This is a genomic window from Streptomyces sp. NBC_00273, from assembly GCF_036178145.1.
Taxonomy (GTDB): Bacteria; Actinomycetota; Actinomycetes; order Streptomycetales; family Streptomycetaceae; genus Streptomyces.
The window spans coordinates 5,872,846-5,895,764 of the sequence record NZ_CP108067.1; the positions used below are offsets into that span (position 1 = coordinate 5,872,846).

The following is a 22,919-nucleotide window of genomic DNA, read 5'->3' on the forward strand; positions in this document are numbered from 1 at the left end:
TTCGCCTGCTAGACCCAGGTGTCCAGCCACATGCGGCCGCGCCAGGAGTCCATCGGCAGGGTCTGGCCCGTGTAGATGGGCCAGAAGTAGATGAAGTTCCACGCGATCAGCAGGACCAGCACGCCCGCGCCGATCGCGCCCAGCGCACGTCGGCGTTCGCTCGACCCGGCCGGGCCCAGGAGGGCGCCGATCATCATCGCCACCGCCAGGCACAGGTACGGGACGAAGACCACCGCGTAGAAGTAGAAGATCGTCCGCTCCTGGTAGTTGAACCAGGGCAGCAGACCGGCCCCGAGCGCGCACGCGATCGCGCCCGCCCGCCAGTCGCGGCGGAAGAACCACCGCCACAGCACGTACAGCAGGGCGAAGCAGCCCGCCCACCACAGCAGCGGGGTGCCCAGGGCCAGGACCTCGCGGGCGCACTTGCCCGCCGCGGTCGCCGGGCAGCCGTCGGTGCCGGGTTCGGGGGACTCGTAGAAGTAGGAGACGGGCCGGCCCAGGACCAGCCAGCTCCACGGGTTGGACTCGTAGGTGTGCCCCGAGGTCAGGCCGACGTGGAACTTGTAGACCTCGGTCTCGTAGTGCCACAGGCTGCGCAGCCACTCCGGCAGGAACCCCAGCGAACTGCCCTGGTCGTACTTGGCCGCCCAGTCGCGCAGATAGCCGCCCTTGCCGTTGTCCGGGCTGAGGATCCAGCCCGACCACGAGGCCAGGTACGTGACGATCGCGACCGGGACGGTCGAGACGAAGGCGGGCAGCGCGTCCCGGCGCAGCATCGAGGCGTACGGGGCGCCCGCGCCCGCGGTGCGGCGCGCGGCGGCGTCCCACAGCACGGTGAGGACACCGAAGAAGGCGAGGATGACGAAGCCGTTCCACTTCGTGCCCGCAGCCAGACCCAGGCAGACGCCGGCCAGGATCCGGTACGGCCGCCAGCCCAGCCGCAGCGTCTCGGCGATCTTCGTGTCCGGCCGGGTCCGGCCCTCCTCGTCCACCGGCAGCGCGTCCGCGAGCCGGGCTCTGGCCCGGTCGCGGTCGATGAGCAGGGCCCCGAAGGCGGCGAGCACGAAGAACATCAGCACCAGGTCCAGCAGCGCGGTGCGGCTCATCACCAGGTGCAGGCCGTCCACCGCGAGCAGCGCGCCCGCCAGGCAGCCCAGGAAGGTCGAGCGGAAGAGGCGGCGCCCGATCCGGCACAGCATCAGCACCGACAGGGTGCCGAGCACGGCGGTCATGAACCGCCAGCCGAAGGGCGTGAAGCCGAACATCCACTCGCCGGCCCCGATCACCCATTTGCCGACGGGCGGGTGCACGACGTAGCCCGGGTCGGTCGGCAGCGCGACCCCGTCCGGGTTGGCGAGGATCGACGCGTCGATGTCCTTGGGCCAGCTCGCCTCGTAGCCCTGCCGGATCGTGGCCCAGGCGTCCTTGGCGTAGTACGTCTCGTCGAATATCACCGCCTTCGGGCTGCCCAGGTGCACGAACCGCAGCACCCCCGCGACCAGCGCCACCAGCAGCGGCCCCACCCACGAGACGATCAGCCGCCAGGTCCCCCACACCTGGGGCGGCAGCCCGAAGGTCATCCACAGCTGCTTGGACGGCCTGGCGTACGGGGGCACCAGGCGGGTGCGGACGTCCGAGCGCGCGGAAGCGGCGGGCGGCACGTAGCCGAAGCCGCCCAGCCGGCGCAGCCAGGTGGGTGGCTCGTCCTCGCGTCCCACCGGTGAGGTGGGCGGGGCCCCCGCGGGGCTGGGCGGTGGCGTCGCGGTACTGGTCACCGGCACATCGTAGGGAAGAGATCTGTGTGCGCCACCAGTGGCGGGGGGCGTCGGCGCACGGGACTGAGAGGATGGGCGGGTGACGACTGACCAGCCCCGCGGTACCCAGCCCACCTCGACCGCCGCCCCGACCGAAGGCCCGGCGGGCACGCTCGTGCTCGCCGGCACCCCCATCGGCGATCTTGCTGACGCCCCGCCGCGTCTGGCGGCCGAGCTGGAGCGGGCCGACGTGATCGCCGCCGAGGACACCCGGCGGCTGCGCCGGCTGACGCAGGGGCTCGGCGTGCACACCACCGGGCGCGTCCTGTCGTACTTCGAGGGCAACGAGTCGGCGCGCACCCCGGAGCTGGTCGAGGCGCTGGCCGGTGGGGCGCGCGTGCTGCTGGTGACGGACGCGGGCATGCCGTCGGTCTCCGACCCCGGCTACCGGCTGGTGGCCGCCGCCGTCGAGAAGGACATCAAGGTCACCGCCGTCCCCGGGCCGTCCGCGGTGCTCACCGCGCTCGCCATGTCCGGGCTGCCGGTGGACCGGTTCTGCTTCGAGGGGTTCCTGCCGCGCAAGGCGGGGGAGCGCCTGGGCCGGCTGCGAGAGGTCGAGGGCGAGCGGCGCACGCTCGTCTACTTCGAGGCCCCGCACCGGCTCGACGACACCCTGGCCGCGATGGCCGAGGTCTTCGGGGCCGACCGGCGGGCCGCGGTCTGCCGCGAGCTGACGAAGACCTACGAGGAGGTCAAGCGCGGCGGGCTCGGCGAACTCGCGGCCTGGGCCGCCGAGGGGGTGCGCGGGGAGATCACCGTCGTGGTCGAGGGCGCCCCGGCCGCCGCGCCCGCAGACCTGGACGACGAGGAGCTGGTGCGCCGGGTGCGGGTGCGCGAGGAGGCCGGTGAGCGGCGCAAGGAGGCCATCGCGGCGGTCGCGGCCGAGGCCGGCGTACCCAAGCGCGAGGTGTTCGACGCTGTGGTCGCGGCAAAGAACGCGGCACAAAAGGTGCCGCCGATCGGTAAAGAGCTAGCCTGAAAAGCAAAGCTCAGACCGTGCACGGGCGTCTTTGGGCATGAGTCGCCCAAAGACCGTCCAACAGTAGACAGGGCCTGATGCGCTCCCGCCCTTAGAGGCGTCCACTGGCAATGGCACCAGTGGAACAAGAGGAGCTGGCATGAGTGAGATCGCAGACACCCCGATACCCGTCCCCGCCGCAGTCCCCGGCGCTGTGACCGCTTCCGACGTGCACACCGTGCACGAGGCCTACTCCTTCGCTTGCATGAGGTGCGGGTACGGCTGGGAGCAGGCGTACGCGATCGAGCACCACGTCGACGGCAAGGGCGAGCCGTTCATCATGTACAAGGTCAACGGCGAGCGGGTGCCCTCCCCCCTGTCCAACCCGACCTGCCTCAACTGCGGCGGACACGTCGTACGGATCATGCGGGCCGGGCAGGTCTCCTCGGTGCTGGGCATGATCGACCACATCTACCACCACCAGATCGCCCCCGGGATCGCCGGACCGGTGCCGGCCGGTGCGAACGTCCCCCGGAGGCCGAAGCCGCCGAAGCAGCGCAGGCCCGCCCGGTCCGCCCGGTCGCACGCCGCCCCGGGGCCGGTGGACGCCGGCCCGGCCGGGGAGCGCCGGGGCCTGCTCTCCCGACTGAAGGGGCTCTTCCGCCGGTCATAAGATCGGCCGTATGAGCACACGCGTGGAGAAGACGCAGCCCAAGGACGCACCGCCGCCGCTGCCCGAACCCCTCCGGGTGGCGGTGGCGGACTCGCACACCCACCTCGACATGCAGTCGGGGACCGTCGAGGAGGGCCTCGCGAAGGCCGCCTCGGTGGGCGTGACCACCGTCGTCCAGGTGGGCTGCGACGTGAAGGGCTCGCGGTGGGCCGCCGAGACCGCGGCCGCCTACGAGAACGTGCACGCGGCCGTCGCCCTTCACCCGAACGAAGCGCCGCGGATCGTGCTCGGGGACCCCGACGGCTGGTCGCGCCAGGGAGCGCGGGCCGGCGGCGGTGAGGCGGCGCTGGACGAGGCGCTCGCCGAGATCGAGGCGCTGGCGGCCCTCGACCACGTCAAGGCGGTCGGCGAGACCGGCCTGGACTACTTCCGCACCGGACCCGAGGGCATGGCCGCGCAGGAGCGCTCCTTCCGCGCGCACATCGAGATCGCCAAGCGGCAGGGCAAGGCGCTCGTCATCCACGACCGGGACGCCCACGCGGACGTGCTGCGCATCCTGCGCGAGGAGGGCGCCCCCGAGCGCACCGTCTTCCACTGCTACTCCGGGGACGCCGACATGGCCCGTGAGTGTGCCGCCGCCGGGTACTACATGTCCTTCGCCGGGACCGTCACCTTCAAGAACGCCGCGCCGCTGCGCGAGGCCCTGGCCGTGGCCCCGCTGGAGCTGGTGCTCGTCGAGACGGACGCGCCCTACCTCACCCCTGCGCCGTACCGCGGACGGCCCAACGCGCCGTACCTCATTCCGCTGACGGTCCGGGCGATGGCCGCGGTCCGCGGCATCGACGAGGATGCGATGGCCACGGCGCTGGCGGCCAACACGGCCCGCGCCTTCGACTACTGACCGCCACTGACTCCCCGCCCGCTCCGAGACGCTGAGTAATCGTTTCGCTTTGGAGTGTGACGGCTCCTCCGCTAGGGTGCCGTGCCCCGCACCGGAGGGTGCCGGATCACCAGTGGAGCGAGCGTCGTGAGCGATACGCAGGGCAGTCACCGCCGTGGCGGTCCCGTCCCCGAGGCGTACGAGGCCCAGCCCTTGGCCCAGTCCTTGGCCCAGCCCCCGGTCCGGCCGGCCGGTGCGGGAGGTCCCGGGCCCGCCGCGTGGGACCCGGAGGCCCCGTTCCCGGGCCCGGTCAACCCGGTCCCGGGACCGCGCGGCGGACGCCGCCGCCGGCCCGCCATGTCGCCGGCCGAGCTGTCGGAGGCCGACACCCTGGCCGCGGCGCCGCTGGCGCCCGGACCGGGCCGCCGCCGGGCCGCGGCCACCGTGACCGTGGCCCCCGCCCCCGCCCCCGCGGTGCCGGGGCGCCGCCGCGCCCGGGGCCGCGGCACACCCGTCGAGATCCTCGGCGGGAACTGGCGGCGGATCGTGCCGCAGGCCCTCGTCGTCGCCTTCCTCGCGGGCGGCACCACGGCGTTCGTCGCCGCCGACAAGGCCGTACGGCTCACCGTGGACGGCGTCCCGCGCACCCTCCACACCTTCGCCGACGACATCGGCGAACTGCTCGCCGCCGAAGGCCTCGGCGTCGGCCCCCACGACCTCGTCGCCCCCGCCCCCGGCGAACCCCTCGACGACGGCGAGGAGGTCGTCGTCCGCTACGGCCGCCCCCTGCACCTGACCCTCGACGGGCAGCAGCGCCAGGTGTGGACCACCGCCCGCACCGTCGGGGGCGCCCTGCACCAGTTCGGCATCCGCGCGGAGGGCGCCTACCTCTCCGCCCCCCGCACCGCCCCCGTCCCGCGCGCCGGGCTGGCCCTCAGCGTCCGCACCGAACGCAGCGTCACCTTCATGGCCGACGGCCGCGAACGCACCATCCGTACCAACGCCGCCACCGTCCGGGAGGCCCTCGACCAGGCCGGCATCACCCTCCAGGACCAGGACACCACCTCCGTACCGCCCACCGACTTCCCGCGCGACGGCCAGACCGTCACCGTGCTGCGCATCTCCGGCACCCGCGAGGTCCGCGAGGAGCGGATCCCGTACGAGACCGAGCAGGTCAAGGACCCCGAGCTGTTCGCCGGCACCGAGGTCGTCGAGCGCGTCGGCCGCCCCGGGGCGCGCCGGGTCACGTACAGCCTGCGCACCGTCAACGGGGTCCGGCAGACGCCGCGGCCCATCGCCGACGAGGTCGTCCGCGAACCCGTCACCCAGCTCGTGAAGGTCGGCACCAAGGAGCTGCCGAGCTCCGTCGCCGGCGCCGACGGCCTCAACTGGGCGGCCCTCGCCCAGTGCGAGTCCGGCGGCCGCCCCTCCGCCACCGACGCCTCGGGAACCTACGGCGGGCTGTACCAGTTCGACGTCCGCACCTGGCAGGCCCTCGGCGGCAGCGGCCGCCCGCAGGACGCCTCGGGCGCGGAACAGACGTACCGGGCGAAGAAGCTCTACGTGCAGCGGGGGGCGAGTCCGTGGCCGCACTGCGGCCGTACGCTTTACCGGTGAGCACCGCAGAGCAGCAGCCCGAGAACACCGAGAACACCTCCCCCGCCGCGCCCGACGCCCTCCTCGGCCCGGCCGACATCAGGGAGCTGGCCGCCGCCCTCGGCGTACGCCCGACGAAGCAGAAGGGGCAGAACTTCGTCATCGACGCCAACACGGTCCGCCGGATCGTGCGCACCGCCGAGGTCCGCCCGGACGACGTGGTCGTCGAGGTCGGCCCGGGGCTCGGCTCGCTGACGCTCGCGCTGCTGGAGGCCGCGGACCGGGTCGTCGCCGTCGAGATCGACGACATCCTGGCCGCGGCGCTGCCCGCCACCATCGAGGCCCGGATGCCCGCGAAGAAGGACCGCTTCGCGCTGGTCCACTCCGACGCGATGCTGGTGACCGAACTGCCCGGCCCGGCGCCGACCGCGCTCGTCGCGAACCTGCCGTACAACGTGGCCGTGCCCGTCCTGCTCACCATGCTCGACCGCTTCCCGACCATCGAGCGCACGCTGGTGATGGTGCAGTCCGAGGTCGCCGACCGGCTGGCCGCGGAACCGGGCAACAAGGTCTACGGGGTGCCCTCCGTCAAGGCCAACTGGTACGCGCACGTCAAGCGGGCCGGCGCCATCGGCCGCAAGGTCTTCTGGCCCGCCCCGAACGTCGACTCCGGTCTCGTCTCGCTGGTGCGCCGCACCGAGCCGATCAAGACCACCGCCACCAAGGCCGAGGTCTTCGCGGTCGTCGACGCCGCCTTCGCCCAGCGCCGCAAGACGCTGCGCGCCGCGCTGGCCGGCTGGGCCGGCTCGGCGGCGGGCGCGGAGGCCGCGCTGGTCGCCGCCGGTGTCTCGCCGCAGGCCCGCGGGGAGTCCCTGACGGTCGAGGAGTTCGCGGCGATCGCCGAGCACAAGCCGGCGGCGGAGAGGCCCGCACTGTGAGCGCGCGCCGGACGCCCGTGACCGTACGGGTCCCCGCGAAGGTCAACGTCCAGCTGGCGGTGGGCGCCGCCCGCCCCGACGGCTTCCACGACCTGGCCAACGTCTTCCTCGCCGTCTCCCTGTACGACGAGGTCACCGCCACCCCGGCCGACGCCCTGACCATCACCTGCACCGGCCCCGACGCCGACCAGGTGCCCCTGGACCGCACCAACCTCGCGGCGCGCGCCGCGGAGGTCCTCGCGGCCCGGGCCGGCATCGAACCCGCCGTCCACCTGCACATCGCGAAGAACATCCCGGTCGCGGGCGGCATGGCGGGCGGCAGCGCGGACGGCGCGGCGGCCCTGCTGGCCTGCGACGCGCTGTGGGGCCTGAACACCCCGCGCGCCGAGCTCCTCGACATCTGCGCGGAGCTCGGCAGCGACGTCCCCTTCAGCCTCGTCGGCGGGGCCGCGCTCGGCACCGGCCGCGGTGAGTTGCTCACGCCGGTCGGGGCGGGGACGTTCCACTGGGTCTTCGCGGTGGCCGACGGCGGGCTGTCCACGCCGGCGGTCTTCCGCGAGTTCGACCGCCTGGCCGAGGTCGCGGGTGCGCGGATCCCCGAACCGGAGGCCTCCCCGGCGCTGCTGGCGGCCCTGGCCTCGGGCGATCCGGACGCGCTGGGCGCGGCGCTGGCCAATGACCTCCAGGCGGCCGCGCTCTCCCTGCGACCCCAGCTCGCGCGGACGCTGGCCGCGGGCGTGGACGGTGGTGCGCTCGCCGCGCTGGTCTCCGGCTCGGGGCCGACGACGGCGTTCCTCGTCGCGGACGAGGAAACCGCCGCCAAGGTCGCGGCCGCGCTCGAAGCGTCGGGCACCTGCCGGGCCACTCGCGTGGCGTCCAGCCCGGCCCCCGGAGCCACGGTCCTGCCGTCCTGATTCCGCGGGTCCGTTGCCGGGGGCCAGCCCCCGGACCCCCGCGCCTCAAACGCCGGCGAGGCTGAAATCCCAGCCCCGCCGGCGATTGAGGCGCGGGGTTCGGGGCGGAGCCCCGGTCTTTGAGCCCCACCGGCGTTTGAGGCGCGGGGTACGGGGCGGAGCCCCGGTAGCAGTACCTAGGTGTATTGACCCGCAGGGTTGTTCACGCGGCTGATGGGTGGCTTGCCGTCGAGTGCGGTGTGGCAGCGGTGATGGTTGTAGGTGTGGAGGAAGTCTGCCAGGGCCGCGGTCCGCTCGTCGTTCGAGGTGTAGGGCCGTAGGTAGGCCCACTCGTCGAGGAGGGTGCGGTTGAAACGTTCGACCTTGCCGTTGGTCTGAGGCCGGTAGGCACGGGTGAGCCTTCCGGCAGCGCCGAGGTCGGCCAGGACGGCCTTCCAGGCCAGGCCTTTGCGGTAGGCCCACGCGTTGTCGGTGAGAACGCGTTCGATGCGGGTGATGCCCTGGGTGTGGAAGAACGCGGCGGCGCGTGTGAGGAAGCCTGCGCACGTCGCGACTTTCTCGTCCGGGTGGATCTCGCTGTAGGCCAGGCGGGAGTGGTCGTCGACCGCGGAGTGGACGTAGTCGAAACCCATTCCCCGCACTGGCCTGCCGACGTTGCGGCCCAGGAAGCGGTGGCCGCCGCCGTCGGGGATCCGGCCGAGCTTCTTCACGTCGACGTGGATGAGCTCGCCGGGTCGCTCGCGTTCGTAGCGGCGGATCGGGGTGCCGGTCGGGCGGTCGATCCAGGCCAGGCGGTGCAGACCATGCCGGGTCAGAATGCGGTGGACGGTCGAGGCGGGCAGTCCCAGGACCGGGCCGATGCGGGCGGGCCCCAGTTTGCGGGTCCGGCGCAGGTCACAGACCCTCGCCTCGATGGCGGCCGAAGTCCGGTGCGGTGTCGTGCGTGGCCGGCTGGATCGGTCGTGCAGTCCGGCCTCGCCTTCCGTCCGCCACCGGCGCATCCATTTGTGGGCGGTGGCCCGCGATATGCCCATCTCGGCGGCCACGTGGGCGACCGGGCGGCCCGATACGACTCGTTCGACCAGCAGGCGCCTACCGAAGACGGTCAGCCGGGCATTACGGTGGGACACGAAGACCTCCGTGCGGTGAGTTCCTAGACAGCTCCCACCACACCGGAGGTCTTCGCCATGTTCAAGACCTGCCGAGTGTCAACAACGCTCGTGATCAATACACCTAGGCCGGAGTTGAGTATCCGCACCCTGTCGGGAGACACCCGGCGGGGGACACCGTGGCCCCATGACAGCTAGCGCACGCGCCATGGCCGAGGCCACCCCCGCCGACCGCGACCGGTACGTCGACCTGCTGCGCGTCGCCTCGCTCGGCACCGTCATCGCCGGACACTGGCTGATGGCAGCCGTCAGCAGCGACGGCATAGGGAACCTGCTCGCCCTCGTGCCGGCCCTCCAGGTGCTCACCTGGGGGCTGCAGATTATGCCCGTCTTCTTCTTCGTCGGCGGGTTCTCGCACGCCCTGTCCTACCGTTCCCTGGCCCGCCGCACCGACGGTCCCGTCTACGCCGCCTTCCTGCGGGCCCGGCTCCAGCGGCTGCTGCGCCCCACCCTCGTCTTCGTCCTGGTCTGGGCCGCGGCCGCGCTCGCCGTGCAGCTCGCCGGCCACGGCGGCGGCACGCTGACCGGGGCCGCGCTGCGGATCGTCACCCAGCCGCTGTGGTTCATCGGGATCTACCTCGCCATGGTCGCCTTCACCCCGCCGCTGCTGAAGCTGCACGAGCGCCACGGTTGGGCCGCCTTCGCCGCCCTGGCCGCGGCGGCCGCCCTGGTCGACGTACTGCGCTTCGCGCTCGGCGTCCCCTACGTGGAGTTCCTGAACTTCGCCCTCGTCTGGCTCGCCGTCCACCAGCTCGGCTTCCTGCGCGCCGACGGCCGCATCCGCAGGCCCGCCCTCCTCGCCGCCGCGGGACTCGCCTGCGCCGCCCTGCTGGTGGCGTACGGCCCGTACCCGCTGTCCATGGTGGGGATGCCGGGCGAGAAGGTCTCCAACATGGCCCCGCCCACGCTCGCCCTGCTCTGCCACGGCCTGTGGCTCGTCGGTGCCGTCCAGCTGGCGGCCGGGCCCGCCACCGCGTGGCTGCGCCGCCCGCGCGTCTGGCGCGGGGTGGTCGCGGCCAACGGCCTCGCCATGACCGCCTTCCTCTGGCACCTGACCGCCATGCTCGGCGTGTACGCGGCCCAGCTCGCCCTCGGCTTCGACCTGCCGGCCCCCGCAACGGCCGCCTGGTGGGCGCAGGTGCCGGTACGGATCCTGGCCGCGGCCGTGGTCACGAGCGGACTCGTCGCGCTGTTCCGCCGCTTCGAGGCGCCCCGGCCCGCCGTATCGGCCCCCGCCCGGCGCACGGGCGGCCCCGTCGCCGCCCTCGGGATCACCCTGTGCCTGCTCGGCGTCCTGGGCCTGTCCATGACCGGCCTCGGCGGTCTGCTCGACGGGCACAGCGCCACGCTGATCGCCCTGCCCGTCACCGCGCCGGCCGCGATCGCGATGGCACTGGGCGGCTGGTATCTCGTAGAACGGTCTGCCCCGGCCCGGAGGGTTAGGCTGAGGGGCTGATCCACACCCTTTCCCTGGAGCGCGTCTGATGGCCGTCAATCTGGTCAATGTCGAGGCAGTCAGCAAGGTGTACGGCACACGTACCCTGCTGGACGGCATCTCCCTCGGCGTGTCCGAGGGGGACCGGATCGGCGTGGTCGGCCGCAACGGCGACGGCAAGACCACCCTCATCCGGATGCTCGCCAAGCTGGAGGAGCCCGATACCGGCCGGGTCACCCAGTCCGGCGGCCTGCGGATGGGCGTCCTCACCCAGCACGACTCCCTCGACCCCCGGGCGACCATCCGCCACGAGATCATCCGGGACATGGCCGACCACGAGTGGGCCGGCAATGCCAAGATCCGTGACGTCCTCACCGGACTCTTCGGCGGCCTCGACCTGCCCGGCTTCGGACAGGGCCTCGACACCGTCATCGGCCCGCTCTCCGGCGGCGAGCGCCGCCGGATCGCCCTCGCCAAGCTGCTCATCGCCGACCAGGACCTCCTGATCCTCGACGAGCCCACCAACCACCTCGACGTCGAGGGCATCTCCTGGCTGGCCAAGCACCTCCAGGAGCGCCGCTCCGCGCTCGTCTGCGTCACCCACGACCGCTGGTTCCTCGACCAGGTCTGCACCCGCATGTGGGACGTGCAGCGCGGGGACGTGCACGAGTACGAGGGCGGCTACAGCGACTACGTCTTCGCCCGCGCCGAGCGCGACCGCATCGCGGCGACCGAAGAGTCCAAGCGGCAGAACCTGATGCGCAAGGAGCTGGCCTGGCTGCGCCGCGGCGCCCCCGCCCGGACCTCCAAGCCGCGCTACCGCATCGAGGCCGCCAACGAGCTCATCGCCGACGTGCCGCCGCCGCGCGACACCTCCGAGCTGATGCGGTTCGCCAACGCCCGCCTCGGCAAGACGGTCTTCGACCTGGAAGGCGTCAGCGTCCACGCCGGCCCGAAGGAACTCCTCAAGCACCTCACCTGGCACCTGGGCCCCGGCGACCGCGTCGGCCTCGTCGGCGTCAACGGTGCCGGCAAGACCTCCCTGCTGCGCGCCCTCGCCGAGGCCGCCCGCACCCAGGGCGAGGTCCAGCCCGCCGCCGGAAAGATCATCGTCGGCAAGACCGTCAAGCTGGCCTACCTCTCCCAGGAGGTCGGCGAGCTCGACCCGTCGCTGCGCGTCCTGGAGGCCGTCCAGCGCGTGCGCGACCGCGTCGACCTCGGCAAGGGCCGCGAGATGACGGCGGGCCAGCTCTGCGAGCAGTTCGGCTTCACCAAGGAGAAGCAGTGGACGCCGGTCGGCGACCTCTCCGGCGGTGAGCGCCGCCGCCTGCAGATCCTGCGCCTGCTGATGGACGAGCCCAACGTCCTCTTCCTCGACGAGCCCACCAACGACCTCGACATCGAGACCCTGACCCAGCTGGAGGACCTCCTCGACGGCTGGCCCGGCTCGATGATCGTGATTTCCCACGACCGCTTCTTCATCGAGCGCACCACCGACACGGTGATGGCGCTGCTCGGCGACGCGAGCCTGCGGATGCTGCCGCGCGGTCTGGACGAGTACCTGGAGCGCCGGCAGCGGATGATCGAGGCGGCCGCCCCGGCGCCCGTCCAGTCCGCGGGCGCCGCGAAGTCCACCGCCTCGGGGGACTCGCGCGCCGCGAAGAAGGAACTTCAGAAGATCGAGCGGCAGCTGAACAAGTTGTCCGACCGCGAGGGCAACCTGCACGCCCAGATCGCCGAGAACTCCACCGACTACGACAAAGTGGCCAAGCTCGACGCGGAGCTGCGCGAACTCCTCTCGGACCGCGACGATTTGGAGATGCGCTGGTTGGAACTGGCCGAAGAGGCCTGAGCGGGGCCGGTCCGGGTCAGTGATAGAAAGGTCATTCTCCCCGACTTCCTGATGCCGAAAGCGTGCGCTGATGACCGAGCTGCCCCAGCCGCCGAACCAGCCGTCGACGCCTTCCGGTTACGGGCACCTGCCCGGTCCGCCGCAGCAGGGGTACGGGTTTCCGCAGGAGGGTGAGAACCCGTACGCCCAGCAGCCCGCGTACCCGCCGCAGCCGCCGACGGTGCCGCAGCAGTGGCCGGCGGGCCCCGGTGGCCCGGGCGGTCCCGGTTCCGGTTCGGGCCCGGCGTCGCCTAAGAAGAACAAGCTGATCGTGCTGGTCGCCGCTGCGGTGGCTGCCGCGGTGGTCCTCGGGGGCGTCGGCTACGTGGCCTTCTCCGGCGGCGACGAGGATCCGGAGCCGGTCGCGCAGCAGCCGACCGACGCCAAGCCCTCCGGTTCCCCTTCGGTGGACAAGGGCGACGGCAACGGGGACGGCGGCGGTGCGCAGACGGACCTCAACGCCGGCCGCAAGCAGGGCGAGGACAAGGCGCTTTGGCTCAAGACCACCAAGATCGACGGCCCCGGCATGGGCGTCGACGCCGCCGGCCAGTGGGTCATCGGCGACACCGTGGTCAAGAGCCTCTGGAGGAACCTCACCGGCTACTCCGTCACCGACGGCAAGGAGAAGTGGACGCTCCCCTTCCCCGCGCAGATCTGCTCCGTCGCCCCGCAGACCACGGCTGAGGGCAGGACGGTCGTCATGTACCGCGACGGCGAGGGGGAAAACACCTCCTGCACCCAACTGCGCGTGGTCGACCTCAAGACGGGCAAGGAGGTCTGGTCGAAGGAGGTGCCCAAGGAGGGGCTCTTCGACATCTTCACCAGCCCCACCCTGTCCATGATCGGGGACACCGTCACCGTCAGCCGCGGCGGCAACGCCAGCGCCTTCAAGATCAGCAACGGTGACAAGCTCTTCGCGAGCCCGGTGGGCGACGGCTGCAACCCGGACTCCTACGAGGCCGGCAACGGCAAGATGATCGCCCTCGCCACCTGCTCGGACGAGGACTCCACCGCCGAGGTGCACGGCATCGACCCCGTCACCGGCGCGAAGGGCTGGGCCTACCGGCTCCCCGCGAAGTTCAAGGTCACCAGCATCTACTCGGTGAACCCGACCGTCATCGACATCGGCAACGAGCAGACCAAGCAGCGTTCCATCGTGGTCCTGGGACCCGACGGGAAGCAGACCGCCACCCTCGCCGGCGAGGGCAGCTTCGCCGTCGGCTGCGGCGACACCGGCCTCTTCCGGTCCCTGGCGACCTGCCCCTCGGCCGTCGTCGACGCGAACACCCTCTACCTGCCCACCGCGGCGGGCACCGGCAAGGCCAACGAGATCGTCGCCTTCGACCTGACCACCGGCAAGGACAAGTGGCGCGTCCCGGCCGGGGGCAAGCGCACGCTCACCCCGCTCAAGGCCGTGAACGGACAACTGGTCGCCTACCGGAAGGCCGAGGAGGACCAGGGCGGCGAGGTCCTCTCCATCCCGGCCGCCGGTGGCGCCCCGACCGCGCTCCTGCGCCACCCCTCGGGCACCGCGGCCCCGATCGAGAGGACCTTCACCCTCCCGAAGCTGGACTACGTGGACGGACGGTTCTTCATCTCGTCCACCCATCTGCGGGCCCAGGGCCAGGACGAGAAGCTCCTGATGGTCTTCGGCAAGTGACCACGCGTCCGGTGTCCGGTCTCAGCGAAGTTTGATCATTCTCAAGAAAGTTTGATCACGCCACCCACCAGCGGCCCGAGGCTGATGAAGCAGTGTCAGAACGGTGGTTCGGCGGAGTAGGAGTCGGCCCAAGGATCGTCGATCGGTGCGGCCTGCGGGGGTTGCTGAAGGACTTGCACTGCTTCCTTGATGCGGCCGAGATCGATGAGGCGTTCAGCACGGAGCGAGGTGTTAAAGGTGGGGTGCCGTTCGAGCACGGCGGCGGCTTCCTTGGTGCGGCCGGTTCCGGCGAGGAGGCCGGAGAGGGACCAGGCCGCGTACCAAGTGTCGCCTTCGGGGTGCGCCTGGGCCTGCTCGATCGCTTCGTCGAGCAGGCCGCAGTCGACCATGAGGGGAAGCCGCATTTGGAAGAACTCCCAGTCCTCGGCTCCGCCGCGGCGGGCCTTCAGGGCGTCGAGGTAGGCCAGGCCGTCGCGGACCCTGCCGTGATCGGTGTACAGGCCGCACAGTGTGTGGACGATCCAGTCCTCCGCGCCGCCGGGCCGGTCGGCGAGGGTGCGCATCACCGCGATCGCCTCCTCGCCCCGACCATGCCGAGCCAGCAGCTGGGACAACGGGACGGCCACGCGCCACAGGCCGTCGGAGTCTTCAGCGAAGGTCTGGTAGGCGGCGATCGCTCCTTCCACGTCGCCGCGCTCCTCCAGCACTTCGGCCAGGCTCTGCGCGGCGTGCCCGTGGTACTCGGAGGCAGCGTAAGCGCGCAGTTCCTCGATCCGGTCGTGCCTGGCTAGCAGGTCGGCCAGCGCGTCGCGGCCGTTGACCGACGTGACGTCCCGACGGAGTAGCAGGGCAATCGCATCCTCGATCCGGCCCTGCCGTTCCCGGATAGTGGCGAGCAAGGGGAAGGCGTTGGACGGTTCGAGGCGGAGCCTGCCGCAGTCAGGGTCGTCGCAGGCCGGGACCGCCGCCGCGACGCGGGCCTCCAGCAGCGCCGCGACCTCCTCGTCACGGTCTTCTGCTTCGGAGATGTCGACCAGGCATTCCGCGAGGAACCAGTCCTCGATCCCGGGCTGCAGCAGCGCGAACGCCTCGGTGGCCCGGCCGTGGCGGGTCAGCAGGCGCGCGAAGAACTCCAGAACCATCCGGTCCCCCCCTTCCGCGTACGGGCGGCACAGCGCGATCGCCTCCTCGGCCCGGCCCCAGCCCTCCAGCAGCTCGGCCCGGGCCCGGGCCGCCGACCACCAGCCCGTCGCGATGTAGGGGGAGAGAACCTCCAGCGCCTGCTCGTACTGCTGCCGTTGGCCGAGCAGCCGCGCCCACTCCAACGCGCAGAACCACTCCCCGCGCCCCGCCTGGAACTCCACCTCCCGTTCATGGCCGAGTTCGAGAAGGCGGGTGACCAGTGGGGAAGAAATGCAGCCCGCCGACGTCCGGGCCCGGTGGTCAAGATCAGCAGCGTCCATGGCCCGCACCCTAGCCCCCACCCCCGACACGACCTCGAGTTCGCCGACGGTCAAAGTCCGATGAGACGAAGTCCGACCCGTCAAACTTCACTGAGACCGGTCAGACTTCGGTGAGGCGGGTCATCCGGGCCGGCGCAGGGCTTCGCGAACTCCTCCCGGACCGTGCGGATTTGGCGACGCGCCGGGGCGGGATGGCCGAGGAGGCCTGGATTCCGCCGGACTTCGGGGGTAACCGGCCTGATAACGACGGCGTCACGGGCCGGTCCTCCCTTGGGAACAGGGGGTGGACCGGCCCGATGTATGCGCGTTGTCAGTGATAGAAAGGTCATTCTCCCCGACTTCCTGATGCCGAAAGCGTGCGCTGATGACCGAGCTGCCCCAGCCGCCGAACCAGCCGTCGACGCCTTCCGGTTACGGGCACCTGCCCGGTCCGCCGCAGCAGGGGTACGGGTTCCCGCAGGAGGGTGAGAACCCGTACGCCCAGCAGCCCGCGTACCCGCCGCAGCCGCCGACCGTGGCGCAGCAGTGGCCGGCGGGCCCCGGTGGCCCGGGCGGTCCCGGTTCCGGTTCGGGCCCGGCGTCGCCTAAGAAGAACAAGCTGATCGTGCTGGTCGCCGCTGCGGTGGCTGCCGCGGTGGTCCTCGGGGGCGTCGGCTACGTGGCCTTCTCCGGTGACGACGAGGACGCGAAGCCGGTCGCGCAGCAGCCGACCGACGCCAAGCCCTCCGGCTCTCCTTCGGTGGACGACGGCGACGGCAAGGGCGACGGCAAGGGCGACGGCGAAAATCTGCAGGCGGACTTCAACGCCGGCCGCAAGCAGGGCGAGGACAAGGTCCTCTGGCTCAAGACCATCAAGGTCAACGGCCCCGGCGAGGGGGTGGCCAGCAAGGGCCAGTGGGTCGTCGGCGACACCGTCGCCAAGCCCGTCGGCAAGACGATCACCGGCTACGCGGTCGCCGACGGCAAAGAGAAGTGGACGATCAACTTCCCCGAGCAGATCTGCGGTACGACGAACGGCAAGACCACCGACGACGGCAAGGCCGTCGTCATGTACCGCAACGGCGAGTCGGACGCCGCCGAATGCAACCAGATCCAGATGATCGACCTCAAGACGGGCAAGGCGGGCTGGTCGAAGGAAGTGGCCAAGGAGAGCGCCTTCGACGCGTTCCTCGACGCCGAACTGGTCATGACCGGGGACACCGTCGCGGTCAACCGGCTCTCCCGCGCCTCCGCCTTCCGGATCAGCACCGGCGACAAGCTCTTCGGTAGCCCGACCGAGGGCTGCGTGCCCGGCCGCTACGCCGCCGGCAGCGGCAAGCTGATCGGCATCGCCACCTGCTTCGACGCCGACGGGACCGTCGAGATCCAGGGCGCCGACCCGGTCACCGGCAAGAAGACCTGGACCAACCGCCTGCCCAAGGGCTGGGGGGTCAGCCGGGTCTACTCCCTCGACCCGATCGTCGTCCACCTCGGGAACGAGACCACGAAGGAGCGGCCCATCGTCGTCCTCGGCCCCGACGGCCAGAAGCGCACCACGCTCTCCGCCGAGGGCAAGTTCTCGATCCACTGCAGCGATGCCCACGACGACTCCCTACAGGGCTGCGACACCGCCGTCGTCGACGCGGGCACCCTTTACCTGCCCACCACGGTCGACCTCGGCGAGGCCAACGAGATCGTCGCCTTCGACCTGGCCACCGGCAAGGCCAAGTGGCGCGTCCCGGCGGGCGAAGCACGCACCATCGTCCCGCTCAAGGCCGCGAACGGCCAGCTGATCGCCTACTGCCGGGCCGAGTACGACCAGGGCGGGGAGGTCCTCTCGATCCCGGCCGCCGGGGGCGCCCCCACCGTGCTCCTGCGCCACCCGTCGGGCCCCTCCTCCCGGATCGAGAGCACCTTCTTTTCTCCGAAGATCGACTACGTGGACGGGCGTTTCTTCATCTCCACGTACCGACTGATGGCCCAGGACACGGAGGAGAAGCTCCTGATGGCCTTCGGCAAGTGAGAACGCGTCCGAGCAGCCGCCCACCGAGAGGCAACAGCAACCGATGAGTATCCCGCCGCCCCCCAGCCAGCCGCCGTCCGGCGGCTTCGGCGCGCCGCAGGACCCGCCGCCGGGCGGGTTCGGCGCGCCCGTGCCGCCGTCCGGCCCGGCCGCGCCGCAGGCCGGGCCCGCGCAGCAGCAACCGCCGGCCGTGCAGCCCGCGTACGGGTACCCGCAGACCGGGCCCGGCTACGGCTACCCGCAGCAGCCCGGCACCCCGTCGCCGTACGGGGCCCCCGGCGCCCCCGTGCCCGCCCCGCAGCCCGCGGCCCCGGCCGCGGCCGCCGGCAACGCCAAGCGCACCCAGCTGACGATCGTCGGCGCGGCCGTCCTGGCCATCGCCCTCATCGTCGGCGGAGGCCTCTGGTACACCTCCGGCGACGGCGGCGGGAACAAGGCCGAGGGCAACCCGAGCGCCTCCCCGGGCAACGACAAGCCCCAGGACTACGTGCCCGGCGCCGAGAAGGTGCCCGGCAACCCGAAGTCGAAGCCGCTGCTCAACCTGCCGAGCCCGGTCCCCGCCGACGTCGCCTCCGTCGCCGGCTCCTGGCTGACCGACTCCACCTACGCCAAGTCCGATCTGGGGAAGGTCGTCGGCTACAACCTCGTCGACGGCGGCAAGAAGTGGGAGCTGCCCTTCCCCGGCGAGCTCTGCGAAGCGACCACGCACGTCAGCGAGAACAAGACGGCGGTCATCTTCAAGCCCACCCAGCCGACGCCCGAGAAGCGGGCCGTCCCCTGCTCCGAGGTCGGCGTCATCGACCTGGAGAGCGGCAAGCTCGTCTGGTCCGGCAACGCCAAGAGCGCCACCGGCGGCGACAAGCCCGTCGCGTTCTCCAGCGTCACCCTCAGCGGCAAGACGGTCGCCGCGGCCGGCGTCTCCGGGGGCGGCGCCGCCTGGAACCTCACCGACGGCAAGTCCCTGTGGCTGCCCAAGGTCGACGCAGAAGGCTGCCGTGACATCGGCTACGGCGGTGGCGAGGCACTCGCCGCCATCCGCAAGTGCGGCCAGAGCCCCAACTACACGCTGTACGGGCAGCTCCTCGACCCGGCCACCGGCGCGCCCACGGCCTCGTACAAGCTCTCCCCGGGCATCGAGGACGCGAACATCGTCGCCACCAAGCCCCTGATCGTGGCGGCCGACGTCGGCAAGACCGCGAAGAACGGCACGAAGATCAGCGACCTCTTCGTCGTCGACCCCAAGGGCGAGCTGAAGGCCCGCATCCCGCTCGCCTCCGGAGACTTCGGCGCCAAGTGCGGATCCGAGGTCGAGGAGTGCTCGAACATGGTGGTCGGCAACGGCAAGATCTACCTGCCGTCGTACGAGCACCAGGGCCAGGCCTCCGGCAGCCGCACCAACGAGCTGCTCTCCTTCGACCTGGAGACCGGCAAGCAGACCACCGACCGCGCCGACGCGGGCGAGCGGTTCACGATGTCCCCGCTGCGCATGGACGGGTCGAACGTCATCGCCTACAAGTTCCCCCCGTACGACAAGGGCGGTCAGATCGTCAGCATCGACGGCAGGACGATGAAGGAGACCGTCCTCATGGCGAACCCGGACGACAAGGCGAGCAACCGCATCGAGACCGGCTTCTCGTTCGATCACTCCGAGTACCGCTTCCACAACGGCAAGTTCTTCATCTCGCGCAGGATCGCCGCCAAGCCGTGGGGGGAGAAGGCCGACCCGGAGTACCTCTTCGTCTCCTTCAGCGCGAGCTGACGGGGCCGCGCCGATCCCGTACGGCACCGCGCAGGAGCCCCCGAACGGTCCGCACCGATCGGGGGCTTCTGCGCGGTATCGCCCTCGCACCGTCGAACAAGCGTGTAGCTTGCCGGGTCAGAAGGGTGGGGGGTGCTTCCTCAATGGGCGTACGGGTCGTCGTGGTCGACGAGCACCGGCTGCTGGCCGAGGCGCTCGCCTCTGCCCTGAAGCTGCGCGGGCACCGGGTACTGGCCGCCGCAGCGCCGGCGGCGGGCGCCGCCGAGCTGGTCATCAGCCGCGCGCCGGAGGTCTGCCTGCTCGGTACCGCCACCCCCGCCGAGCCGGGGATCTTCGAGCCCGTCGTCCGCATCAAGCGGGAGCGCCCGCAGATCGCCGTGGTCGTCCTGGGCCCGGTGCCCAGCCCGCGCGGGATCGCGGCCGCCTTCGCCGCCGGCGCCTCGGGGTACGTACGCCAGGACGAGCGCATCGAGGGCGTGGAGCGGGCGCTGGCCAAGGCCAGGGCGGGGGAGGTGGCGATCGCTCCGCAACTGCTGCAGGGAGCCTTCGCCGAGCTGCTGAACCCCGCCGCCCAGCCCGACGACGAGGGGAGCCGGCTGCTGCGGCTGCTCACCCCGCGCGAGGTCGAGGTGCTCGTCCGGGTCGCCGAGGGCGAGGACACCCGGCTGATCGCCGCGGGCATGGAGATCGCCCCGAGCACCGCCCGTACGCACGTGCAGCGGGTGCTGATGAAGCTGGGCGTGGGGTCGAGGCTGGAGGCGGCCGCGCTGGCCGCCCGCACCGGTCTGCTGGACCGGGCGCTGCCCACGCTGCCGTCCACCGCCGCGCACGGCTGACGTACCGGCCGGGGCCGGGCCCCCGATTTCCCCGTGAGCGCAGAATCGGGTAAGCCAGTGTCCAAGCACGCGCACGTACCCGCGCGTGCTCCCGCGCGAGAGGCAGTAGGCGAGTGAGCAAGTACCTGGTAACCGGTGGCGCAGGATACGTCGGCAGCGTGGTCGCCGCCCACCTTCTGGAGGCCGGCCACGAGGTCACCGTCCTCGACGACCTGAGCACGGGCTTCCGCGTGGGGGTCCCGGAGGGCGCCACCTTCATCGAGGGCCGGATCCAGGACGCGGCCCGGTACGTGGACGGCTCCTACGAGGCGGTGCTGCACTTCGCGGCCTCCTCGCAGGTCGGCGAGTCCGTGGTGAACCCGGGCAAGTACTGGGAGAACAACGTCGGCGGGACGCTGGCCCTGCTGGCCGCGATGCGCGGGGCGGGCGTGCGCAAGCTGGTGTTCTCCTCCACCGCCGCCACCTACGGGGAGCCGACGGAGGGCCTGCTGACGGAGGCCTCGGTGACCGCGCCGACCAACCCGTACGGTGCCTCGAAGCTGGCCGTCGACCACATGATCGCGGGGGAGTGCGCGGCGCACGGCCTGGCCGCGGTCTCCCTGCGCTACTTCAACGTGGCCGGTGCCTACGGGCAGTTCGGTGAGCGCCACACGCCCGAGACGCACCTGATCCCGCTGGTCCTCCAGGTCGCGCTCGGCGAGCGGGAGTCGATCTCGGTGTTCGGCGAGGACTACCCGACCCCGGACGGCACCTGCGTGCGCGACTACATCCACGTCGCCGACCTCGCAGAGGCCCACCTGGCCGCCCTGCAGGCCGCCACCGGCGGGGAGCACCTGATCTGCAACCTGGGCAACGGCAACGGGTTCTCGGTCCGCGAGGTCGTCGAGACCGTCCGCAAGGTCACCGGCCGGGAGATCCCCGAGGTGGTCGCCCCGCGCCGGGCCGGCGACCCGGCGATGCTCGTCGCCTCCGCGCGCACGGCCCACGAGCGCCTCGGCTGGACCCCGAGCCGCCCGGACCTCACGGGGATCATCACGGACGCGTGGAACTTCGCGCGTACGCACACCTCCTGAACCTCCTGAACCTTCCGGAGCTCCGGTATCCGTCCGGACCTCCCCCGGTCCTGCGCGCCCCCCGCACCCCGATCGGTGCGGGGGGCGTGTGCGTGTCGGGTGTGCGCCGCGGACGGGCGCTGCGCGCGGGCGCCCGGCGTGCACGCGCCGGGTGAAATGCCCCCCGTGCAACTGCCCGCGGCACACGCCGGTACCGGCACCGCCATCAGGACCTTCGGCGTGGGCGATTTCCAGCCACCGCGGAAGAGGTTGGGAACGCCCGCGCCGGAAAATCCCTGGGAAAACTTCTGCTATTCGGCCAACCGTCGGAGGCCCCCGGCCCTACGCTGATGCGTGACACCGGTGGGGGCCGGTGTTGATTCAGGGGTCGAGACAAGTCGGGTACGTCGTCCGGTCCGGGGTAGTGCAGATATGTCACGGCGGCGGCCGGGGCAGCTGCGGATCACCCGGTCCGGGCGCCGTACCCGCCGTCGTCCGTTCCCCTACCCTTGGGGGTTTTGTGGTTCGTATCCGGGTTCTCGTCGTCGACGATCACCGCATCTTCGCCGAATCGCTCGCAGCCGCGCTCGCGGCCGAGCCGGACGTGGACGTGTCCGCGGCCGGCAGCGGCCCCGCCGCGCTGCGCTGCCTCGAACGCGCGGCGGCCGAGGGCCGTCGCTTCGACGTCCTGCTGGTCGACGCCGATCTCGGCGCGGTCCCGGGGGCCGTGCCCGCCCAGCGGGAGTCCGGCTCCGGGCCACCGCCGCCGCCCGGCTCGGACGGGATCGCGCTGGTCGCAGGGGTGCGGGTGTCCCACCCCGGGGTCCGCACCGTCGTGCTCGCCGAGCGCGACGATCCCCGCCGGGCCGCCCTCGCGCTCCAGGCGGGAGCCTCGGGCTGGGTGGCTAAGGACTGTTCGCTCTCCCGGCTGCTGGCCGTGATCCGAGGGGTCCTGCGCGAGGAGACCCACTTGCCTCCGGCACTGCTCACCGGGGTGCTCCGGGAACTGACCGCGGCGCGCAAGCACCGTACGGACAGCGAGCGGCTGGTGGAGTCGCTGACCCCGCGGGAACACGAAGTGCTGCGCTGCATGGTGGCGGGGCTGGGCCGCAAGGACGTGGCGGCGCGGCTGTTCCTGTCCCCGCACACGGTCCGCACCCACATGCAGAACGTGCTGGGCAAGCTCGGGGTGCACTCCACGCTGGCCGCCGTGGCACTGGCCCGGCGGGCCGGCGTACGGCCGGCCGACCTAGCCGGGGATGTTGTCGAACGGAGCGGTCAACTGGCGTAGCAGCCCGGCGAGATCGCCGCGCTGACTCTGCGAGAGCTGGGCCAGGATCGCCCGTTCCTGGGCCAGCAGCCCGGCGAGGGCCTGGTCAGCGCGGTCCCGGCCCTCGGGGGTGAGCCGCACCAGGACCCCCCGGCGGTCGTTGGGGTCCGGGAGCCGTTCGACGAGGCCCTTCTTGGCGAGCCGGTCGATGCGGTTGGTCATGGTGCCGGAGGTGACCAGGGTCTGGGTCAACAGCTGGCCGGGGGAGAGCTGGTAGGGCGCGCCGGCGCGGCGCAGCGACGTCAGGACGTCGAACTCCCACGGCTCCAGGCCGTGCTCGGAGAAGGCCAGCCTGCGGGCCCGGTCGAGATGACGCGCGAGCCTGCTGACGCGGCTCAGTACCTCGAGCGGTTCCACGTCGAGGTCAGGGCGCTCCCGCCGCCATGCCGCCACCAGTCGGTCGACCTCGTCCTCCATGCCGATCAGTGTAAGGGGTCTGTCGATGTGAAGTCTCTTCATACCGAGTATCTCGATCACGAGTATCTTGACATCGAGATATAAATGAAGCGAGCATGGGGCATGGAGGGGGCCGGAACGGATTCCGCTTCC

General features: G+C 71.9%; 18 protein-coding genes. 14 read left to right on the forward strand and 4 right to left on the reverse strand.

The genetic code is table 11. The features are described from left to right. Nucleotides 1–8: 8 nt before the first annotated feature. A complete protein-coding gene (locus OG386_RS26005) occupies nt 9–1,775 on the reverse strand; it encodes a dolichyl-phosphate-mannose--protein mannosyltransferase (RefSeq protein ID WP_405787482.1) in 1,767 nt (588 codons plus the stop codon). Between the two features lie 154 nt (nt 1,776–1,929). On the opposite strand from OG386_RS26005, the gene rsmI reads away from it, so the two are divergent. The 6 genes from rsmI to OG386_RS26035 all read left to right on the forward strand — a co-directional run bounded on the left by rsmI (nt 1,930) and on the right by OG386_RS26035 (nt 7,773). Beyond that, a complete protein-coding gene (rsmI, locus tag OG386_RS26010) occupies nt 1,930–2,793 on the forward strand; it encodes a 16S rRNA (cytidine(1402)-2'-O)-methyltransferase (RefSeq protein ID WP_328793357.1) in 864 nt (287 codons plus the stop codon). Nucleotides 2,794–2,932: 139 nt separating this feature from the next. Then, nucleotides 2,933–3,445 carry a hypothetical protein gene (locus OG386_RS26015; RefSeq protein ID WP_405787480.1) on the forward strand — a complete coding sequence of 171 codons (513 nt, stop codon included), beginning with the start codon at nt 2,933–2,935 and terminating at the stop codon, nt 3,443–3,445. Between the two features lie 10 nt (nt 3,446–3,455). Continuing rightward, the gene (locus OG386_RS26020) at nt 3,456–4,346 is read left to right on the forward strand and encodes a TatD family hydrolase (protein WP_328790127.1); all 891 of its coding nucleotides are present in this window, start codon (nt 3,456–3,458) and stop codon (nt 4,344–4,346) included. A 336-nt stretch (nt 4,347–4,682) separates the two neighbouring features. After that, nucleotides 4,683–5,942 carry a ubiquitin-like domain-containing protein gene (locus OG386_RS26025; RefSeq protein WP_443053319.1) on the forward strand — a complete coding sequence of 420 codons (1,260 nt, stop codon included), beginning with the start codon at nt 4,683–4,685 and terminating at the stop codon, nt 5,940–5,942. Continuing rightward, nucleotides 5,939–6,859 carry a 16S rRNA (adenine(1518)-N(6)/adenine(1519)-N(6))-dimethyltransferase RsmA gene (gene rsmA, locus OG386_RS26030; RefSeq protein ID WP_266595651.1) on the forward strand — a complete coding sequence of 307 codons (921 nt, stop codon included), beginning with the start codon at nt 5,939–5,941 and terminating at the stop codon, nt 6,857–6,859. Before OG386_RS26025 ends, rsmA begins: the two co-directional genes overlap by 4 nt. Beyond that, nucleotides 6,856–7,773, forward strand: a complete 918-nt coding sequence (locus OG386_RS26035) for a 4-(cytidine 5'-diphospho)-2-C-methyl-D-erythritol kinase (protein ID WP_328790129.1) — start codon at nt 6,856–6,858, stop codon at nt 7,771–7,773. The genes rsmA and OG386_RS26035 overlap by 4 nt, the downstream gene beginning before the upstream one ends. 176 nt (nt 7,774–7,949) lie before the next feature. Here the strand turns inward: OG386_RS26035 and OG386_RS26040 are convergent, their stop codons facing one another. Then, nucleotides 7,950–8,903, reverse strand: coding sequence for an IS481 family transposase (locus tag OG386_RS26040; protein WP_328786939.1), 954 nt, complete (start codon nt 8,901–8,903; stop codon nt 7,950–7,952). 166 nt (nt 8,904–9,069) lie between these two features. On the opposite strand from OG386_RS26040, the gene OG386_RS26045 reads away from it, so the two are divergent. From OG386_RS26045 to OG386_RS26055, 3 genes are all read left to right on the forward strand, one after another. Next, nucleotides 9,070–10,398, forward strand: coding sequence for an acyltransferase family protein (locus tag OG386_RS26045; protein ID WP_328790130.1), 1,329 nt, complete (start codon nt 9,070–9,072; stop codon nt 10,396–10,398). Between the two features lie 28 nt (nt 10,399–10,426). Further along, nucleotides 10,427–12,229, forward strand: coding sequence for an ABC-F family ATP-binding cassette domain-containing protein (locus OG386_RS26050; RefSeq protein ID WP_328790131.1), 1,803 nt, complete (start codon nt 10,427–10,429; stop codon nt 12,227–12,229). Nucleotides 12,230–12,299: 70 nt separating this feature from the next. After that, nucleotides 12,300–13,928 (forward strand): outer membrane protein assembly factor BamB family protein, encoded by a 1,629-nt coding sequence (locus OG386_RS26055; RefSeq protein ID WP_328790132.1) that lies wholly within the window; start codon nt 12,300–12,302, stop codon nt 13,926–13,928. Nucleotides 13,929–14,023: 95 nt separating this feature from the next. On the opposite strand, the gene OG386_RS26060 is transcribed toward OG386_RS26055, so the two are convergent. Further along, nucleotides 14,024–15,391 (reverse strand): hypothetical protein, encoded by a 1,368-nt coding sequence (locus tag OG386_RS26060; protein ID WP_328790133.1) that lies wholly within the window; start codon nt 15,389–15,391, stop codon nt 14,024–14,026. 364 nt (nt 15,392–15,755) lie between these two features. Here OG386_RS26060 and OG386_RS26065 point away from each other — a divergent pair, with 364 nt between their 5' ends. From OG386_RS26065 to OG386_RS26085, 5 genes are all read left to right on the forward strand, one after another. Further along, entirely contained in the window at nt 15,756–17,393 is a 1,638-nt protein-coding gene (locus tag OG386_RS26065; RefSeq protein ID WP_328790134.1) for an outer membrane protein assembly factor BamB family protein, read from the forward strand. 43 nt (nt 17,394–17,436) lie between these two features. Further along, nucleotides 17,437–19,152: an outer membrane protein assembly factor BamB family protein gene (locus OG386_RS26070; RefSeq protein WP_328790135.1), complete on the forward strand. Its 1,716-nt coding sequence runs from the start codon at nt 17,437–17,439 to the stop codon at nt 19,150–19,152. Between the two features lie 143 nt (nt 19,153–19,295). Continuing rightward, entirely contained in the window at nt 19,296–19,988 is a 693-nt protein-coding gene (locus tag OG386_RS26075; protein WP_328790136.1) for a response regulator transcription factor, read from the forward strand. Between the two features lie 113 nt (nt 19,989–20,101). Then, nucleotides 20,102–21,061 (forward strand): UDP-glucose 4-epimerase GalE, encoded by a 960-nt coding sequence (galE, locus tag OG386_RS26080; protein WP_328790137.1) that lies wholly within the window; start codon nt 20,102–20,104, stop codon nt 21,059–21,061. 499 nt (nt 21,062–21,560) lie between these two features. Next, nucleotides 21,561–22,331: a response regulator transcription factor gene (locus OG386_RS26085; protein WP_328790138.1), complete on the forward strand. Its 771-nt coding sequence runs from the start codon at nt 21,561–21,563 to the stop codon at nt 22,329–22,331. Here OG386_RS26085 and OG386_RS26090 read toward each other — a convergent pair. Further along, on the reverse strand, nt 22,290–22,787 hold the full coding sequence (locus OG386_RS26090) for a MarR family winged helix-turn-helix transcriptional regulator (RefSeq protein WP_030008906.1): 498 nt from the start codon (nt 22,785–22,787) through the stop codon (nt 22,290–22,292). The genes OG386_RS26085 and OG386_RS26090 overlap by 42 nt on opposite strands. Nucleotides 22,788–22,919 lie beyond the last annotated feature (132 nt).

Coding starts and splice junctions, on each gene's coding strand:
- OG386_RS26075 (WP_328790136.1), top strand. CDS start 19,296: ATGGGCGTACGGGTCGTCGTGGTCGACGAGCACCGGCTGCTGGCCGAG.
- OG386_RS26090 (WP_030008906.1), bottom strand. CDS start 22,787: ATGGAGGACGAGGTCGACCGACTGGTGGCGGCATGGCGGCGGGAGCGC.
- OG386_RS26065 (WP_328790134.1), top strand. CDS start 15,756: ATGACCGAGCTGCCCCAGCCGCCGAACCAGCCGTCGACGCCTTCCGGT.
- OG386_RS26050 (WP_328790131.1), top strand. CDS start 10,427: ATGGCCGTCAATCTGGTCAATGTCGAGGCAGTCAGCAAGGTGTACGGC.
- OG386_RS26045 (WP_328790130.1), top strand. CDS start 9,070: ATGACAGCTAGCGCACGCGCCATGGCCGAGGCCACCCCCGCCGACCGC.
- OG386_RS26055 (WP_328790132.1), top strand. CDS start 12,300: ATGACCGAGCTGCCCCAGCCGCCGAACCAGCCGTCGACGCCTTCCGGT.
- OG386_RS26020 (WP_328790127.1), top strand. CDS start 3,456: ATGAGCACACGCGTGGAGAAGACGCAGCCCAAGGACGCACCGCCGCCG.
- OG386_RS26060 (WP_328790133.1), bottom strand. CDS start 15,391: ATGGACGCTGCTGATCTTGACCACCGGGCCCGGACGTCGGCGGGCTGC.
- OG386_RS26070 (WP_328790135.1), top strand. CDS start 17,437: ATGAGTATCCCGCCGCCCCCCAGCCAGCCGCCGTCCGGCGGCTTCGGC.
- OG386_RS26025 (WP_443053319.1), top strand. CDS start 4,683: ATGTCGCCGGCCGAGCTGTCGGAGGCCGACACCCTGGCCGCGGCGCCG.
- OG386_RS26015 (WP_405787480.1), top strand. CDS start 2,933: ATGAGTGAGATCGCAGACACCCCGATACCCGTCCCCGCCGCAGTCCCC.